Origin of the sequence: Winogradskyella sp. (assembly GCF_965228925.1) — a bacterium.
Classification (GTDB): domain Bacteria; phylum Bacteroidota; class Bacteroidia; order Flavobacteriales; family Flavobacteriaceae; genus Winogradskyella.
The window spans coordinates 3,921,672-3,939,330 of record NZ_OZ245845.1; the positions used below are offsets into that span (position 1 = coordinate 3,921,672).

Below are 17,659 nucleotides of genomic sequence, written 5' to 3' on the forward strand. Positions count from 1 at the left end.
AGTCTCAATGTCCCCTGAAGTAAAAAAGAAATGGATTAATACCTTAAAATTCTTCGCCGCTTATCTTGTAGCGGCATGGACGTTTTTACAGTTTGTAGATTGGGTTCTCAATCGCTATAATATTTCACCGCATTGGGTAGATATTTTGCTGTGGTTTTTTATAGGTATTAGCCCTTCCCTACTCATTTACCTTTACCATCAGGAACGTTTAAGTAAGCGTATCGTAAAACTGAGAGAGAAAATTTTAATCCCTCTAAACTTTATTATTCTGTTTATTGGTTTATACTTCGGCTTCGGTAACACGGATTTGGGTGCAACAACTAAAGAGGTAAAATACACGGACGAACAAGGGCTAGCACAAAGTGAAATCATTACTAAAGAAGAATTTAGAATTGGTGTACCCATATTTGGCTTTAAAAATTTAACCAAAGATGAATCCTTAAATTGGATGCGCTATGGCATTGGTAGGTTACTCGAAGAAGACCTATATCAGAATAAAAGTTTGAGTCCATACTTTTCATTTATTACTAATACACGCACCAAAATAGAAGAAGCCTCTCTTTTTAATGACTTTTATATTGATGGCGACTACAAAAAAGAAGGCGATAATTATGTAATCAATGTTTTTAAGAAAAAAGCGACTAATGGTAAGATTTTAGCACAAGACACCTTCAGTGGTGCTGAGTTTTTGCCGCTAATCGATGAGATTACCGTGTTTATTATAGAAAATTCAGGATTCGTAGAAACTAGGCAATTACGCTATCTCGATTATCCCATCAATGAGTTTATGAGCGACTCCATGACAGCCATCAAAGAATATATCAATGGGAATTACACCAAGGCGGTCGCCATTGACAAAAAATTTGCGCTAGCCTATTTGGCCTATGCCAAACAATCTCTGCGAGTAAGTAGAGGAAAATTAGAAGTTCAAGATTTAACAGATAAGGCTTTTGAAAATAGAAATCGATTGCCCTTACAAAAACAACTCGAAGTTCATATTCAGCGTAATCTGGCCTATGAAAATTTTGAAGATGCTGCCGAACAGGTAAAGCTACAATTAGAAGTCGACCCACATAATGAGTTCTATAATCAAGTTTTGTTTAGTATATATGGCGAGACCCAAGAAACGGATAAGTACTTGGAGGCGTCGTACAAATTATTCGATATAGATCAAGATGCTGAGACCGGTATGAACTTAGCGATTGCTGCTTTGGTCAACGGAGATGATGACTTATTAATTCAAGAAATTAAGAAGTATGAAATCATAAGTCCAAACCTTAAAATATTTAGATTGCAACCTCTATTATTTAAAGGTGACCTCAAAAAGGCTGAAGATCTTTTGGAGGATATAGGGACCCTCTATCCTGGATATCGATACCGTGCTAGTGTTTACGATTCCGCAGTGGTTTATCTTAAAAAGAACGGATATAACATCAATAGATTTAAAAACTTTGAAGGAACCTACAGGGCCGGGTTTAATGAGCAGGTTCATACATTTTGGATTGAGCATAATAGAGTTATTCAGTATGTAAAGAACCAGATAATGTATGCGCTTTTGCCTGGGGGTGATCATATTTTAGTTACTGGTTTCATTAATAATGAAACCTATAAATACGAACTTATATTAGATGATAATGGTAAACCTATCGGCTATCTTTTTCATGAACTATATAATAAGAATAAGAATCTATACTGGTACTGGAAAGAAGACGAAGTCATAAAAAAAGCACATGAGGCGTTTGATAGTGGTAATCATGAGGAGGCCACATCCTTATATGAAATTGCCTTACGAGAGAATCCTAAGCACACCTATTTAAAGAATACTTTAGACCATTTGAATTATATTGTGGCAAAAGGCAAAGATTCTATACAATCACAAAACATATCTTTTGCGGGGGATTATGGGCCTAGAAAATTTTGGGTAGAAGATGGAAAATTTTATTACAAGCGGAAAGATGCCAATACTGAATTGCCTAAAGTAGAGCTATTGCCCATTTCTGAAAATCGTTATATGGACTTAACACGCTTAGGCACAATTATGGCCTTTGAGGAGGATCCATCCGGTAAAATGGCTTCGAAAAGTTACAGTTTTATTGTGGGTGAAGATTTGGAGTTTGTATGGAGACATAGTTCTGGAGACGATAATGCGACTAATTATTTTGTGAAGGATGATTAGATTTTTTCACTTTAAAGCTTATAGCGTAATCCAAATAGAATTCTCAATTGCGTATTGGAAAATTCCTGATCGGTAGTATTTACAGGTTTCTGAAAATAATTATAGCTCGGCTCTACAAATAGATTCATCTGCTTCGTCAACTGATAGGACAGATTCGAGTTCAGCGTCGCCCCAAAAACCGTCGCCTCAACACCTATGCTTTCTCCTATTTGCTCACCATCCAGAAAAGCTCTGTTATCCGTTAAAAAGTTGACATTACCACCGATACCTAAAGACAAGGCATATTTTTGATTATTGAGTACTTTATATGAAAATTCTAAGGGGATTTGAAGATAGTTGAACTGTTGCTCCAAGGTCCCAAAATCCGTTGTGGTTTCAGAACTGCCATCTTGACTAGCAAAGCCTGGAGACGCTACAAAAAAGATTTCTTGATTGCTTATGATGTTTTGTGGACCTCCCGAAAGCATAGGCGTATCTGCGCTGAGATAACCAATATTGTTAATCTCTTGACCTAATACATTATTACCAATACCAGATTTCACCACCAACCTGTCGGTCAGTGCATAGCCCACTCTTACGGTGTATACAAAATTGTTTTGCGACGTGGTATTTACCATGGTGCCTTGAAAAGAGGCATCTGAGGCCGTATTTGACAAGCCGCCTAAGGCCTCGACCGACCATTTAGAAACACCTTCAAGTCCAGTATTCAGCGTGTCCTTGGTTGACTCGTTTTCAGCCATCAGCACTTCAGAAATATCTAAAAGAGCAGGTTCTTTAGGTTTTGGAATGGAGTCATTATGGGCAATGCCTTTATCCTCCATACTATCCATAGCGCTTTCAAGTTCGCCTTTTGAAATTGAGACCGCCTCCTTAGCAGACTTTTTAGGTGCTTCTTCTTGGCTAGCTATGGCATAGTTACGATCAAATTTAGACGTCTCTTCTTTTTTATCTTGGGGCTTTTCAATACTATGTTCTGCCAAATTCTTCTTTTGTGCTTTTTGCTTTACTAAATTTTGATGGGATCGTTGTTTTTGATTCTCTACGTTATCGATTATCCCTTTATTGTTATTGGTAGTATCTGGTAAGGTTTCTTCGTCTTCTGTAATGGTAATTGCTTCGTTTATAGTTTTAGTAGTACGGTCTTTCAATTCATCAATCGTATCATGATCTTCGGTATGCTCTATATCTGTAATTTCCTTGATAGGACCGTTGTTATTGTCCAAATTGCTAAGCATATACCCAACAAATACTACCAATATAGCTGCAGCCGAGCCCCATAGCCAAAATACGCCACGACGCTTCTTTTTAGGATGCAGTCTAGCTTCAATATGATCCCACAATTCCGATGGAGGCTCCTTGGAAAAATCCTTCAGATCGCTATATAAATCTTCTATATGATCCTTCTTCATGATACTTTTTTACTTAATTCCTCATTTATTTTGGTTCTTAACATACGCTTTGCCCTACTCAATATGGACTTTGATGTGCCCTCTGCCATATTCAACTTTTCGGCGATATGCTTATGGCTCTCTCCCTCTAACACATAAAGGTTGAATATGAGCCTATAATTATCAGGCAATTGTTGTATGTGTTTTAACAGTTCATCTTGAGATATCTCGATACCTAAGTTAGGTGTCGTATCCTCAAACGTATTGGTTGCTTCCGTATCTTCAATGGCCACATGGACTTGGCGCTGCTTTTTCCGCAACACCTCAATGGCTTCATTTACGAAAATTCGTTTGGCCCAACCTTCAAAACTCCCCTTAAATTTATATTGTCCTATCTTTTGAAACAGAATAATGAACGCATCCTGAAAGACATCGTCTGCTTCGGTCTTGGTTTTCATATACTTTAGGCAAATACCATACAATACAGGAGAGAGCAGCGTGTATAATTCGCGCTGCCCTTCCCGATCTTTCTCAACACATTTTTGTATGAGTATTCGCAGTTTTTCGTCCAAGCTGGTTCTTATCTATATATGTATTATAAGGGTTAAATTTATTAATAACTAACAACATCAATAGACCGCCACCTAGAGTAAAGGGCTTTGATGGTTTCTTTAGAATTGAACTGTACTGATCAATTCTAATCCAAAATCCTCGGTATAGTCATATTGATGAATGACATTTTCTCCAACGGAGATGAGATGTGAGGATAGCGGAATAACATCTTTCGACACCACATTATAGGTATTTTCTAAAACAATGTTATTCGGGTTTTGTACATCGAATACATTGATACCTTGATCATTGCACACATACAAGACCTCATCTTTAATACCTAAACCATAAGGACTAGACAGAAAGTATGTGGAATATTCCTGGGGTGCACTAATATCGGAGATATCAATAACATTAACTTGATCTTCTATGGACCCACAACTATTTCCTCCTCTCACGGTAATATAAGCTGTATCGCCTTCCACCACTACGGGATCACAGCCAGTAGCGTGTAAAAATGAGGATGTGTAAGCCGGACTGAAGGCATTCTGCAAACCAACAATGTGCATTCCATTGGTTGCTCCAATAAATAAATAGTCCTTTCTTATGTAAGTGGTTTCGAGCACAGCGCCACCAAACCATCCTTCCATCCAAGTTTCTCCGACGAACGAAATATTATTATAATCAGTGATATCAAAGGTTAACAAAGAGTAATCACTTATGGTATATAAGGCGTTATTGTAGATCTGAAATTTTGCATAAGAGCCCCCTGTACCCACTTCATTGGCCGAAACTGCTCCAGCCGTATCTTCTAAAAACAAATTGAAATCCCAGTTATAGATAGCAGGATCGTTTTCAGCTTCTTGTCTTTCCATGTAGATGGTTGTATAATAGGCTACAAACTCATCCTCATTTATAGAGAAACTAGACTGAAAATATGATGCATCTGTAGGAAATGTAGCATAATACGGCAACATATCTTCCTCTACATTAACCATTTGAATGGCATTTAAATTGTTAATATCAAATACCACTAAATCCATAAAGTTATCCGCATATAAGATATTGTTCTTTATGGAAATATCATTAACGCCTTCTAGCTTGATAAAGCTTAGGTTCTGAGGAGATTCCGGGTTTTGATTATCGAAAATATGTATGCCCGAATTTTGTGCGATATAAAACAGCAAATCGTTATACACGTATATCTTACCATCTGAATTTGTGGGTTGCGCACTTTCGATGGATATATCATTTCGAATTTCGGATTTAGACTTAATCACAGGCACGGTTACGGCAACGGGATCTGTAATTCCAATTGAATCATCATCATTATTACAATTGATAAGCTGTAGGCAGAGTGCCACAACAAGAATGAAAGGTAAACTTTTGTGTTTCATATGGGTTGTTTTCTTATAAGATGAAAAAAAAATAAAAGGTTGCAGTGTTTTTGTGAAAAAGATATTTCAGTTACTTATTGACTTATCTGCTCTACTCGCAAACATTACTTGACAAAAAGCATTAATAGTCTACTCATTTTTTGTATTTTAGGTGATGCACCGAATTACTTTCGATGTTGATAATTCATCTCCTTAGACCTAATAGCATTTTTTAAAATTTAATAACCATACAGATTTACAGGTTTGTTAAGATTATTATGCATTTTAAATTAAAACATTTTGTATTATGATCAAACATAATAGAGGTCCTGAACCACCATTTTTTAGAGAAGATGTTATTCTTAGGGCAAAACATTCTGATGATCTCTTTTACGAGCAAGAACAAAATATACGTGCTCAAAAAAGATCACATACTCAGGAGGAAAATCTCATTACCGAACATAGGATTGAAACTATTCTTCGCGATGAGTTCAATGGCAAATGTGCATTCTGCGAACAGCAGGTTGACAGAAAAAATCTTTACCCTCTAAACCATCGCTTAAGACCTCGCCGCTCGGCAAAAAATCTTAATGGTGAAGTAGCACCTGACCACTACTATTGGTATACTTATGAATGGAAAAATCTCTATTTAATATGTAATGAGTGTAACGAACACAAATCAACCTTTTTTCCTGTAAAATCCTTTAGAGCAGATAGTAACATTGAAATTGAACAGGTTGATCGCGTAGAGGAAAGACTTTTTATTGATCCTTGCACAGAGGATCCGGAAGAACATTTTTATTATGAAGATGATGGCAGTATCCAAAGTAGAACGCGAATAGGACAAGTAACCATTGAGTTATTTCAATTAAATAGGATTAGCCTTAAAAATCGAAGGAAAGTCTTAGTTAAAAAGCTGTTATCGAGTAATTCAATTACTTCAATATCTTCAATGAATCTCAATGAAGAATTTATTGGATTAAAGCGGTTTTTTCTCAGAAAAAAAATATCTGAAAACCCATATTTAGCAGCTGATTTGACTGAAGTTATATCAACGAAAGATAAAGATCCATCTCTCGGCGAGAAAATTTTTGTTGACGTCGTTGAAAAGTTTAAACAGCAAGAGGAATTACAACATAAAAAAAGTGATAGTCCAAAAATACCCAAGGAAACATTCCCAAAAATAGATAGAACTGTAGAATTTGTCCAATTACATTCCTTAGAAATTACAAATTTTAAAAACATTACTAATCTCCGTTTTGAGTTTCCTCAAGACACCTCAAAAGGTACAAGCTGGGCTTTCTTTTTAGGAGAAAATGGTTCTGGCAAAAGTAGTATTATACAGGCGGTGACCCTTGCTTTAATTGGTGAAAGTGCTAGGAAGAAATTAAACCTAAATCCTAAGGAGTTCTTACAACGTGGAAAACGCAAGTGTACCGTAAAGCTCGAAACCAGTCAGGGTATTTACAATCTTGTTATTAGATCTAATAGCATTGAAGGCACCAATGAGGCCACAACAACATTTGTTATTGCTTATGGTTCAACAAGACTAATGGCAACTACAAGAGGTATAAAAGAACAAAATCATAAGTATCGTATTAAAGTGGGGAATCTTTTTGATCCTACTTTAGGGCTGGTCAATGCAGAGAAATGGTTATTAAGTCTAAAAAATAAAACCGGAAAAACTGACGACAAAAAGATTAAAGATGAAGCAACTTTTAACTTAGTCTCTGTTGTCATAAAAGAAGTTTTGGGTCTCACTAAAAAGCAGAAAGAAAAAGATGATGAGGGCAATATCATTGAAAAAAATGGTGAAATCTGGTTCATTGAGCCTGGACGACCAGATATGGTTCTTTCTACATTAAGTGATGGTTATAAAGTACTCATAGCACTTGTCTGTGATATATGTCGAACGATTAATGAAGTATTGACTAAAAAGAATGTAATGCATTCGGATTTTCAAGATGTCCAAGGTATTATAATTATTGATGAACTTGGAACTCATCTTCACCCTAGGTGGAAAATGAGAATTGTTAAAGCATTAAGAAGGGCTTTTAAAAAGATGCGATTTATAGTGACATCGCATGAACCTTTATGTTTAAGAGGAATACAGGATGGTGAGGCTATTGTCGTAGAATACGAAGATTCTGATGTGACGATAATAGATGATTTACCTGACCCATCCAAGTTTAGAATCGATCAGATATTGACTTCGCCTTTTTTTGGTTTGTACTCTGTTGTCGATCCTGAAGAAAGTGAGACCTTTTACAAATATTATGAGCTTTTAAGAAAACAAGAAGACGCCAACCTTAGTTCTGAGGATAAAGAAAAGCTTGGAGCTGAACTTAAATCCTTATCTGAAAAAGTTAAGCAATATAACCTCATGGGAAACACGCTTAGGGAAGAGCTTGCGTATTACGCTGTAGATCAATTATTGGCAAATCAAAAAGAAAAAAATAAGATAGATTGGAATGATCTTAAAGAGCGTACAAAAAATCATGTAAATGATTTATGGAAAGAATATGAGGACGAAATAAAAGAATAATACCTATTGCAAATGATTAAGATTAAACGCACAACAAAACCAGCATATTTAGATGACCCAAAAGTACTCGAAGAGACTGCAGAAGCAATAAAACTGTTTGCCCCTAATCAAAGCATTACACCATCACTGACCAAAAAGCGTAAGGAATTTAAATACAAGCGATATTCTCACGCAGCTGTTAAAGATGCTTTGAAAGATATGTGTAACAACAAATGTGCCTACTGCGAAAGTTCATTTTTACACGTATACTATGGAGATATAGAACATTTTAGACCTAAAAAATTTGTTGGCACCAAGAAAGATCAAAAGATTCCTGGCTATTATTGGCTGGCTAACGATTGGAATAATCTATTACTGTCTTGTCTATTCTGCAATCAGGCAAAAACCCAGATGATCGAAAAAGAAGACGAACTCATTAAAATCACTCTAGGCAAACAAAATCAATTTCCACTAAGCAATCAAACACTTTACAACAGAACACGTTCTCATATCAACTGGGAAAATGGTAACGATAAAAAAGACGATAAAGCGCGTTTAATTGTTAACCCTTGTATTGATGACCCAGAGAAGCACTTTAGTTACACTAAGGAAGGTATTGTTATTCCTAAAAAAATTAAAAGGAACAATAAGTTTATTGATGATCCAAAAGCCTCAGCTTCCATAGAGGTATATGCCTTGCAGCGCATTTATTTGGTACAAGAACGAAAAAAACGATTAGTTAACCTTGATTTGCACATCAATAGCGTAAGAGAGGTTTTAAAGAAACTTGATGACATGGATTTTAACTCTAATCCGGTGATTATTAACTATTATCAAGATAGGTTAAAAGCGGAAATAGAAACACTATTTTACTTTACCCATAGAAAAATGGCATATGCTGCTATGTGCAGACAATTCGTTTATGAATTTCTTCAATCTAATTTAAAGAAAACAAAATCTGTTATTAGAAAAGTAGAAGAAAGTATTCATAAAAAAATAGACCAAGGGGACATAGAACTTGTTTAGTAATATATGAAAAAGGGCTTCCTTTTTAAATCTACCCCAGCCACCCCTCGCGGTCCAAACTTCGGTACTGAATGGCTTCGCTAATATGGCTGCCAATGACATTTTCGGAATGTTCTAAATCGGCTATGGTTCTGGCGACTTTTAGAATTCTGTCGTAAGCTCTGGCAGATAAGTTTAAGCGTTCCATGGCTGATTTGAGCAACTGTAAAGAAGCTTCATCTAATTTACAGTATTCACGGATTTGTTTCGTGTTCATTTGTGCATTGTAATGCACATGCTCTAAGGCTTCAAAACGTTTAGTCTGTAGGTCTCGAGCTTCGGTAACGCGCTTTCTAATGGCGACCGACGACTCGCCTTTCCGATCGTCAGACAATTTCTCAAAAGGGACTGGTGTCACTTCGATATGAATATCGATACGATCTAGCAATGGACCAGAGATTTTGCTTAAATAGCGCTGCATTTCTGCTGGGCTAGACGTTACAGGCGCATCAGGATCGTTAAAATAGCCTCCTGGACTTGGGTTCATGCTAGCGACCAACATAAAGGACGATGGATAAGTCACCGTAAACTTTGCTCTAGAAATGGTCACTTCCCGGTCTTCTAAAGGCTGGCGCATCACTTCTAGTACGCTGCGCTTAAACTCGGGTAATTCATCTAAAAACAACACGCCATTATGAGATAAAGAAATCTCACCAGGCTGTGGGTAGGCGCCTCCGCCGACCAAAGCTACATCACTAATGGTATGATGCGGACTTCGAAATGGTCGCTGTGCCATTAATCCTGCATGTGCCTTAACACGACCTACTACTGAGTGTATCTTAGTCGTTTCCAAAGCTTCATGGAGGGTCATGGGTGGTAAGATGGAAGGGAGTCGTTTGGCCAACATGGTCTTACCTGATCCTGGCGGGCCAATGAGTATAATATTATGGCCACCAGCCGCAGCAATTTCCATACAGCGCTTAATACTTTCCTGGCCCTTGACGTCGGCAAAATCAAATTCTGGAACATCGAGATTTTTATAAAATTCTTTTCGCGTATCAATTATGGTTTCTTCTAAGGGGCCTCCTTTATCAAAGTGGTCGATGACCTGCGTAATAGTATCAACACCATACACCTTTAAATCATTAACGATAGCTGCCTCCTTAGCATTTTGAGAAGGCAAAATAAAATGTTTAAACCCCTCTTCCCTAGCCTTTACGGCAATGGGCAAAGCCCCTTTTATGGGCTGCAAGCTACCATCTAAGGATAATTCGCCCATGATAAGGTAATCTGCTAATTGGTCGGCTTTTATTTGATTTGATGCTGCCAATATACCTATGGCCAGGGTTAAGTCGTAAGCTGAGCCTTCCTTACGCAAATCGGCAGGTGCCATATTGATGGTAATCTTTTTACCGGGAATACGATAACCATTATTCTGCAATGCCGCAGCGATACGATAATTACTCTCTTTTATGGCATTATCGGGAAGTCCAACAAGGTGATAGCCTATACCTATATCCACATTGACCTCAACGGTTATGGTTGTGGCCTCAACACCAAATACGGCACTTCCAAATATTTTTTTGAGCATGAACGATTAGTTTTTCTAAATGTAGGAAGATTCCCTAAAAAAGCAAAACCCTTAATTGTATTATCAACAAAAGTTATTGTTTTAGGGCTCATTTTAATGCCCCGCTAGGCGTACAATGATTTAGGCTCAACAAATATTTTTTCTTCTTTTAAAAACTCTATTTTTATGGCGGAAAGCAGATCCTGAAACTCCAGTTTTTGTCTTTTCTGCTCTGCCAACTGAAGACAACAATACGCCATGGAATTATTAATCTGGGCCCCGGTGAGTTCGTAGGTGTTAGAAATTAAACGCAATGTTTCCTGTTCTGCCTTAAGTGTTTTTGGCAATGCCATTTCCCATAATTGCAGACGCTCTTCTGAATCGGGTTTTATAAAATTTATGATAGCATTAAAACGTCTGATAAAGGCCTGATCGATATTGTTTTTATAATTACTTGCTAAGATCACCACGCCATTAAAATATTCTATACGTTGTAACAGGTAGCTCACGCTCTGGTTGGCATAACGATCTTGGGCATTACGTGTATTGGAACGTTTTCCGAATAATGCATCGGCTTCATCAAAGAAAAGTATCCAATTTTTGTTTTCGGCACGAATAAAGATTTTCTCAAGATTCTTTTCGGTTTCTCCAATGTATTTTGATATAATCTGGGATAGGTCTATTCGGTATACGGGGCGATCGAATTCCTTACCCAACAACGAAGCCGTTAAGGTTTTTCCAGTACCAGAAGGGCCACAAAACAGGGCCTTATAACCAGGCGCCATACGCTTTGCCATACCCCAATCCTTCCGCAATAGCTCTTTGTGTTTAATCCATAAACGTATATGGTTGATTTGAGCCAAGGTATTGGTATTCAGCACCAAGTCCTTCCACTCCATTTGAGTTGCAATTTCCTTGGCAGGAAAATCTGGACCGAAACGTGGTTTTAAGGCTTCACCATACATTAATAAGTGCATACTCTCTGCTGGTACTATGAGTTTCCCGCTCATATATGGCATGCCTTCTTTAACAGCTTCCAGAAATAATACTTGATCCTTATAAAACCAATGGTCTTCGTTAAAATAGTTAATCAAATACAGTCTTTTCTGCATATCATTCCCAGCTAGAATATACTGAATGGTTTCGCCAGTTGGCTGCATACTCCTATACTTATCCTCTTTAACGCCGCCCCATTCTGGAAACTCACCACCTTCCGGATAGAGCCCTTTTAAGATGTCATCATAAAATCCTGGAATGATATGGGGCGCAATGGTTAGCAACAAGATTAATCCCTCCTCATGCGTTGTTGAGCGCCCCAAGACTTCTGAGAACAAATTCTGAAATGTATAATTAACAACACCCTCTTCTCCTTCAGGATTGAAGCGCTGTATGATATATTGTTTTAGACTATCTAATATCATCATTTTTATACGATTTGCAGTTCATAGTTCTTTAACCGACTAACGGTTTAGTTTTCATTCGGCCTAAAAAAAGGCTTTTTTACTTGCTTTTTTAGCCTATTTACTTTGCATCGTTTCGACCATAAAATTAACCTGTTTTTAATGTTTTAAGTAGGGGTTTTTCCTGTTATTTAAGGGGTTTTAACCTGAAAGTACATATTATGCATCGAGAGTCAATGCTAAACCAAGATCGCTTTTTGACTGCTTGTAGCACTATGTACTTTTTTAAATTTTGGAATGACACTGTTAGTATCTTAATCAATCCTCACTTGGTATGTTACTTTCACTAAGGTTACGTATAAGATGATTTAAAGAATTTTCGCAGCACCATAAGCCCAATGCGTTTAAAACATCATGAACCATTCTAAGGTTAATTACAGCTAAACTTTGATCATAACGACCACTTGTATGCTCTGTTTCTATATTTATATACCTGATTCGGTTAGCGATAGCATTAGTTAACGCAGTTATTAATATCTGACGAATATTCTGAGTGACTGAATTTGCTATAACAACGTCAAAAATCGTATCACTAATAATTGATTTTATTTCCTGAGATTGATTATTAAAAACATTTTCCACAAAAATATTAATCACTTCAGAAACCTCATAAATATCACTAACATCATGAATGTTATTCATCATAATATCCAAAAAATCTTGAGGAAGTCTGTTAACAGTGCGAATTGTATCTCTCAATAATATTAAGGGTAAATGACCGAAAAGAGTAGATAAATCCGTATCACCGTCAAAGGTGTTATCCTGTAAAACTGTATTCTCCCTTCCTCTGTTCCTAAGAATGTCGTAATCGCTTCGATTAGAAGTCCACACTACTCTATCTATATGGTCTCTATCGTTCATCACACCTTCCTGAATGGCATCAGACTGAATCCAACGTATAATATTTGTAGAACCCTGATGAGCTGTCGATCTTCTTCGTTCTGAATTTTGAATCACATTATTATGCAATGCAACTACAGGTTTTTGAAAATTACTGCTACACCTTTTTAAGTCGTTATAAAAGCAACATATTTTCGTCATATCAGCATCTCTTAACCTTCTATGTCTTCTTAAAAAAGTAGCTCTATCGGCTGCATTATCATCACAATGACTAATCACTTCATGCGAAAATATTTCATTTGGATCTGTTCTTGTAACAACACGACCGTTCATAAGTGTTCTAATCGGATTTCTTAAAAGCCTTGGGCTATTACTGTTAGATGCTGAATCCTTGACATCTATTAAATTATAGTTACAATTATTGTGTAGCAAATTAGCTACTGCTTTTGAGTTACGTTCGTCATTATGAATATGAACTAAACATGCGCAAGACTGATCATTCTTAGCATGAAAATCGTGAATTCCATCCTCACAACTAGTACTTATATCGTCTTGCGATTTTTGGATTAATTTCTTTCTAATTCCACCTTGCTGTATTGTATGTGTCAACTCATGTGCCAATAGGTGCTTTCCTGAATTAGAGTTTGGATTGTATTTCCCTTCATTAAAATAAATATCATTACCGACCGTAAAGGCCTGAGCATTTAAATCTCTGCTCATTTGAATGGCTTGCGTATCTGTATGAATCCGTACGCCCGAAAAGTCCGTTCCAAAACGACTTTCCATAAAACGCTGAGTCCCTTTATCCAAAGAATGGCCATTGCCTTGACTAGAATTGATTTGCTGGGTTAATGCTTGTGAAACTACTCCAGCTTCTGAACTATGGCTTTTGCGTTGAACCACAGGTGTAATCTCGGATGCTAGTGACTTCTTTTGGACCATTTCTTCTTCACAAGCTGCACATTTACGCTGTAATAGAGGTCCTGAATGTTGTTTGGCATGGATATATGAATCGCTCATGCCTAACACCTTATCCGCCATGGCATCGGCTTCTGCTTCATAAACATCATCAGCTGAACCAATAGCAAGTTTTCTTTGGATTACAGGAGTAGGAGACACAAATGCCTTTGGTTGGGTTTGTGCTTTAGATGGGGTGCTATGGTCGTGAGATACTGCTTGCATTTTTCCTATTACTTATTTGGTCACAGCATTACTAGGAATACTGGAAGGCATTCCAACTACAGCTTTTGTAGGAACCACTGGAATCGTTCCCTGCTTTTTGCTTGCTATTTTTAGTGCTATTGGTTTAAAGTATTGATTTATAAACATTAAAAATCGTAGTCTTCCAGATCCGCCAGCTTCCTCAGCTATAATGAGGACTTTTTTCTTCCCGATAGTAACCCAAACGAGCCCTGTTTTAATCGTTCTTTGGCGCCTTCCTAAATGTGGTTGTGGCGGAGTAGTTCTTGTCTTTCCAATACGTAAAACTAGGTCTCTATCTTTGGCATAGCGCCTAGATTCATTATATGCTACTCTTCCTTTATGCCAGATACCTCCTCTATCGTTAAAGGTATGATCCCACCAATCTGTTGAAGAGTCATAATCGTTTGGCGTGCCTCCACAATTTGCATATTCATGACTGCTTGTAACAAGATTTCCATAATCATCATAAAAGCATTCATTTTGTGGGTCGGATGGTGTTGGCGATCTGTCTTCTATTATTCCATCAAAACAACAATGAAAGATGCAAGAGTTTCCAAAGTATTTTTTCCATCCTTTAGGCGTCTTTTTAGGTTTCTTTGTAGGACATGCTAAAGCCCTCTGTATTTTTAATTGAGCTGTGTTTTTACTTTGTTGTAATGTATGCGTCAACTCATGCGCCAATAAGTGCTTCCCAGAATTAGAGTTTGGATTGTATTTCCCTTCATTAAAATAAATATTATTACCGACCGTAAAGGCTTGAGCATTCAAGTCTCTACTCATCTGAATGGCTTGCGTATCTGTATGAATCCGTACGCCCGAAAAGTCCGTTCCAAAACGACTTTCCATAAAACTCTGAGTCCCTTTATCCAAAGAATGACCATTGCCTTTACTTGAATTGATTTGTTGAGTTAGTGCCTGTGAAGCTGTACCTGATTCTGAACTATGGCTTTGGCGTTGAACCATAGGTGTAATCTCGGATGCTAATGACTTCCTTTGAACCATTTCTTCTTCACATGCTGCGCATTTACGCTGTACTAAAGGTCCTGAATGTTGCTTGGTATGGATATGTGAATCGTTCATGCCTACCACCTTATCCGCCATGCTATCGGCTTCTGCCTCTAGCGGATCATTAGGAGCACCTATTCCTAACTTTTTTTGTATTATAGGTACAGGAACTGGTGGCACAAAGGCTTTAGACTGACTTTGTGTTTGGGATTGGGTGATATGTTTTTGAAACGTTGCTTGCATGAGATCCTCAATGTTCTATTCTAAGGATTTGTTGTTCTTTTATGGGAACGATACTTTTCCAATACTTCTTTTGCATATTGTTCTTTATGTGGGCTACCGTTATAATCTCTTACGGCAGTTTCCCAATTTTGAGAGCGCGCATACTTTTGGAATAAAATTCTAACCCCAACTGCGATTTGAAGTGAGGCATTTTTATCAAACTGTTCTGTTTTGAAACCAGAAATTCCAGCAGTATATTTGGCAACTCCTTTACGCTCTCTGCCTATTACTTGTGTTAATCCACGTGCTTTACCACTACTAACAGCTTTTTTATTAAAACGTGATTCTCTCCATATAAGAGCCTTCATCAAGTCTGGATCTAAAGGATTAGGATTGCCCTTACTATCAACGGTTTTAAAAAGTCTGTTATAATAAGTAACCCAATACACTATTTGCGTATCATAAGTATTAGGATCTACTGCTGAATCTTCTGACTTTGCACTACCCCATTGGAAAATAGCTCCATTATCCAAAGTTGGTGATATAACTTGAGACTCTACATTTTCTCTAGTCAGAGTTAATGTATCTAAGTAGTTGTCCGTCGCTTTCATCAGCAGAGTAGCTTCTGTTGCAACACCATTAAGCATTTTATCTTTTGAAAGTTTCCTTAATGATCGCTGCGTTAAACGCTGAGCAAATGGGTTTCTTATTCTCATTGATTTACCTTCACTTTTACTTATATAATATAAGTGTGAATCGGCGTACATTAATAAATTTTTCCTGTCATGATCTCTAACATTGCTATATATAAGACGCATAGCTCTATGGGTCGGAGTACTAATGTTGTAATGTCTCATAATTTTTCTAAACATCCTATTCCAGCCTCGTCCGTTGTAATGCAAGCAAAATCCAGGCATGGGATAAGCCTGATTTATTAAATATTCAATATATTGTTTTCCATAGTTTGTGTTCTCCCTTACATGTCTTCCGAGTATATCAGTAAATTCTGTCCCCTTACCTTTTGAGATAATACCAAAGTCTATTAACCGCTTAACAAGTATAGATTTTTTAGGCGCCGCAGTATGGTCTATTTTGCACTTATTGGATGGTTCAACTTTTCTTTGATCTATATCTGACTCCTGTTTTTGTAATTGTATTGTTAGTCTTTGGATATTTTTTTTATGAATTTTACCTTCTCCTTGTTGTAAGGTATGCGTCAATTCATGCGCCAATAGGTGCTTCCCAGAATTAGAGTTTGGATTGTATTTCCCTTCGTTAAAATAAATATCATTACCGACCGTAAAGGCTTGAGCATTCAAGTCTCTACTCATCTGAATGGCTTGCGTATCTGTATGAATCCGTACGCCCGAAAAGTCCGTTCCAAAACGACTTTCCATAAAACTCTGAGTCCCTTTATCCAAAGAATGACCATTGCCTTTACTGGAATTAATTTGTTGAGTTAGTGCCTGTGAAGCTGTACCTGCTTCTGAATTATGGCTTTTGCGTTGAACCATAGGTGTGATCTCGGATACTAATGACTTCCTTTGAACCATTTCTTCTTTGTATGCTGCGCATTTACGCTGTACCGAAGGTCCTGAATGTTGCTTGGCATGGATATGTGAATCGCTCATGCCTACCACCTTATCCGCCATGCTATCGGCTTCTACTTCATGAGCGTCATGAGCTGAACCAATAGCAAGTTTTTTTTGAATCACTGAAATAGGAGATGCTTGCACAAAAACTTTGGGTTTGCTTTGTGGTTTAGACTGTTTGGTATGTTCGTGATTTATAACTTGCATATTAATTTTGTCTACCTTATAATTTTAATATTTATTTCGGTTTTAAGTAACAGTTATGGTAACATATTCACTTGTTGATTTTTTCTGCCAATTCAAAATATCCTGTTCAATATTTTCACTCTTAATGTCATCAAATTTTTCTTCAAAACCATATCCAACAGTTGCCTTGAGTTGATATTTACCTGGGCTCAAACGAACTTTATCTTCCTTATTCCAAATCATGTTAAGCCGCAAAGGAAAAATTAGTTTAAGCTTTCTATAAAACGTTTCTTGTGGACCTACTTTTTTCCTATTAGGATTGAAATATCCGAAAACCTCGACACCTGGCCTCATCTTCTCTCTAGCCAAAGAGATATGTATCTTTTCTCCTTCTTTTTTCCATACGAACCAATCATCATTTACTATCCAAATAGGCTCACGAAAGTTATTCTGAATTTCTATATGCAATAGTATTTCAGTTGGTGTTAAGTTCGTTTGAACATCAACAATTTTGACGTTAACAAATTCTTTTTCATCCTCACTAAGCATAATTAGATATT

General features: G+C 37.1%; 12 protein-coding genes. 3 read left to right on the top strand and 9 right to left on the bottom strand.

Annotation, left to right across the window (positions count from 1 at the left end; genetic code table 11):
- Positions 1-7: 7 nt before the first annotated feature.
- On the top strand, positions 8-2,176 hold the full coding sequence (locus ACO052_RS16330; RefSeq protein ID WP_422104859.1) for a tetratricopeptide repeat protein: 2,169 nt from the start codon (positions 8-10) through the stop codon (positions 2,174-2,176).
- 11 nt (positions 2,177-2,187) lie between these two features.
- Here ACO052_RS16330 and ACO052_RS16335 read toward each other — a convergent pair whose 3' ends face one another.
- The 3 genes from ACO052_RS16335 to ACO052_RS16345 form a co-directional block, all read right to left on the bottom strand.
- Positions 2,188-3,585 carry a hypothetical protein gene (locus tag ACO052_RS16335; protein WP_422104860.1) on the bottom strand — a complete coding sequence of 466 codons (1,398 nt, stop codon included), beginning with the start codon at positions 3,583-3,585 and terminating at the stop codon, positions 2,188-2,190.
- Positions 3,582-4,136: an RNA polymerase sigma factor gene (locus ACO052_RS16340; protein ID WP_422104861.1), complete on the bottom strand. Its 555-nt coding sequence runs from the start codon at positions 4,134-4,136 to the stop codon at positions 3,582-3,584. Before ACO052_RS16340 ends, ACO052_RS16335 begins: the two co-directional genes overlap by 4 nt.
- A gap of 99 nt (positions 4,137-4,235) precedes the next feature.
- On the bottom strand, positions 4,236-5,513 hold the full coding sequence (locus tag ACO052_RS16345) for an LVIVD repeat-containing protein (RefSeq protein WP_422104862.1): 1,278 nt from the start codon (positions 5,511-5,513) through the stop codon (positions 4,236-4,238).
- A 286-nt stretch (positions 5,514-5,799) separates the two neighbouring features.
- On the opposite strand from ACO052_RS16345, the gene ACO052_RS16350 reads away from it, so the two are divergent.
- Positions 5,800-8,037 (top strand): AAA family ATPase, encoded by a 2,238-nt coding sequence (locus ACO052_RS16350; RefSeq protein ID WP_422104863.1) that lies wholly within the window; start codon positions 5,800-5,802, stop codon positions 8,035-8,037.
- Positions 8,038-8,049: 12 nt separating this feature from the next.
- Complete coding sequence (locus ACO052_RS16355; RefSeq protein ID WP_422104864.1) at positions 8,050-9,042, top strand: hypothetical protein; 993 nt, start codon at positions 8,050-8,052, stop codon at positions 9,040-9,042.
- A gap of 31 nt (positions 9,043-9,073) precedes the next feature.
- On the opposite strand, the gene ACO052_RS16360 is transcribed toward ACO052_RS16355, so the two are convergent.
- From ACO052_RS16360 to ACO052_RS16385, 6 genes are all read right to left on the bottom strand, one after another.
- A complete protein-coding gene (locus tag ACO052_RS16360; RefSeq protein ID WP_422104865.1) occupies positions 9,074-10,612 on the bottom strand; it encodes a YifB family Mg chelatase-like AAA ATPase in 1,539 nt (512 codons plus the stop codon).
- Between the two features lie 104 nt (positions 10,613-10,716).
- Entirely contained in the window at positions 10,717-12,015 is a 1,299-nt protein-coding gene (locus ACO052_RS16365; protein ID WP_422104866.1) for an ATP-binding protein, read from the bottom strand.
- Between the two features lie 294 nt (positions 12,016-12,309).
- Complete coding sequence (locus ACO052_RS16370; protein WP_422104867.1) at positions 12,310-14,073, bottom strand: DUF4157 domain-containing protein; 1,764 nt, start codon at positions 14,071-14,073, stop codon at positions 12,310-12,312.
- A 12-nt stretch (positions 14,074-14,085) separates the two neighbouring features.
- The gene (locus ACO052_RS16375; RefSeq protein ID WP_422104868.1) at positions 14,086-15,342 is read right to left on the bottom strand and encodes a DUF4157 domain-containing protein; all 1,257 of its coding nucleotides are present in this window, start codon (positions 15,340-15,342) and stop codon (positions 14,086-14,088) included.
- A gap of 20 nt (positions 15,343-15,362) precedes the next feature.
- Entirely contained in the window at positions 15,363-17,120 is a 1,758-nt protein-coding gene (locus ACO052_RS16380; protein ID WP_422104869.1) for an eCIS core domain-containing protein, read from the bottom strand.
- A gap of 42 nt (positions 17,121-17,162) precedes the next feature.
- Positions 17,163-17,648, bottom strand: a complete 486-nt coding sequence (locus ACO052_RS16385) for a hypothetical protein (protein ID WP_422104870.1) — start codon at positions 17,646-17,648, stop codon at positions 17,163-17,165.
- Positions 17,649-17,659 lie beyond the last annotated feature (11 nt).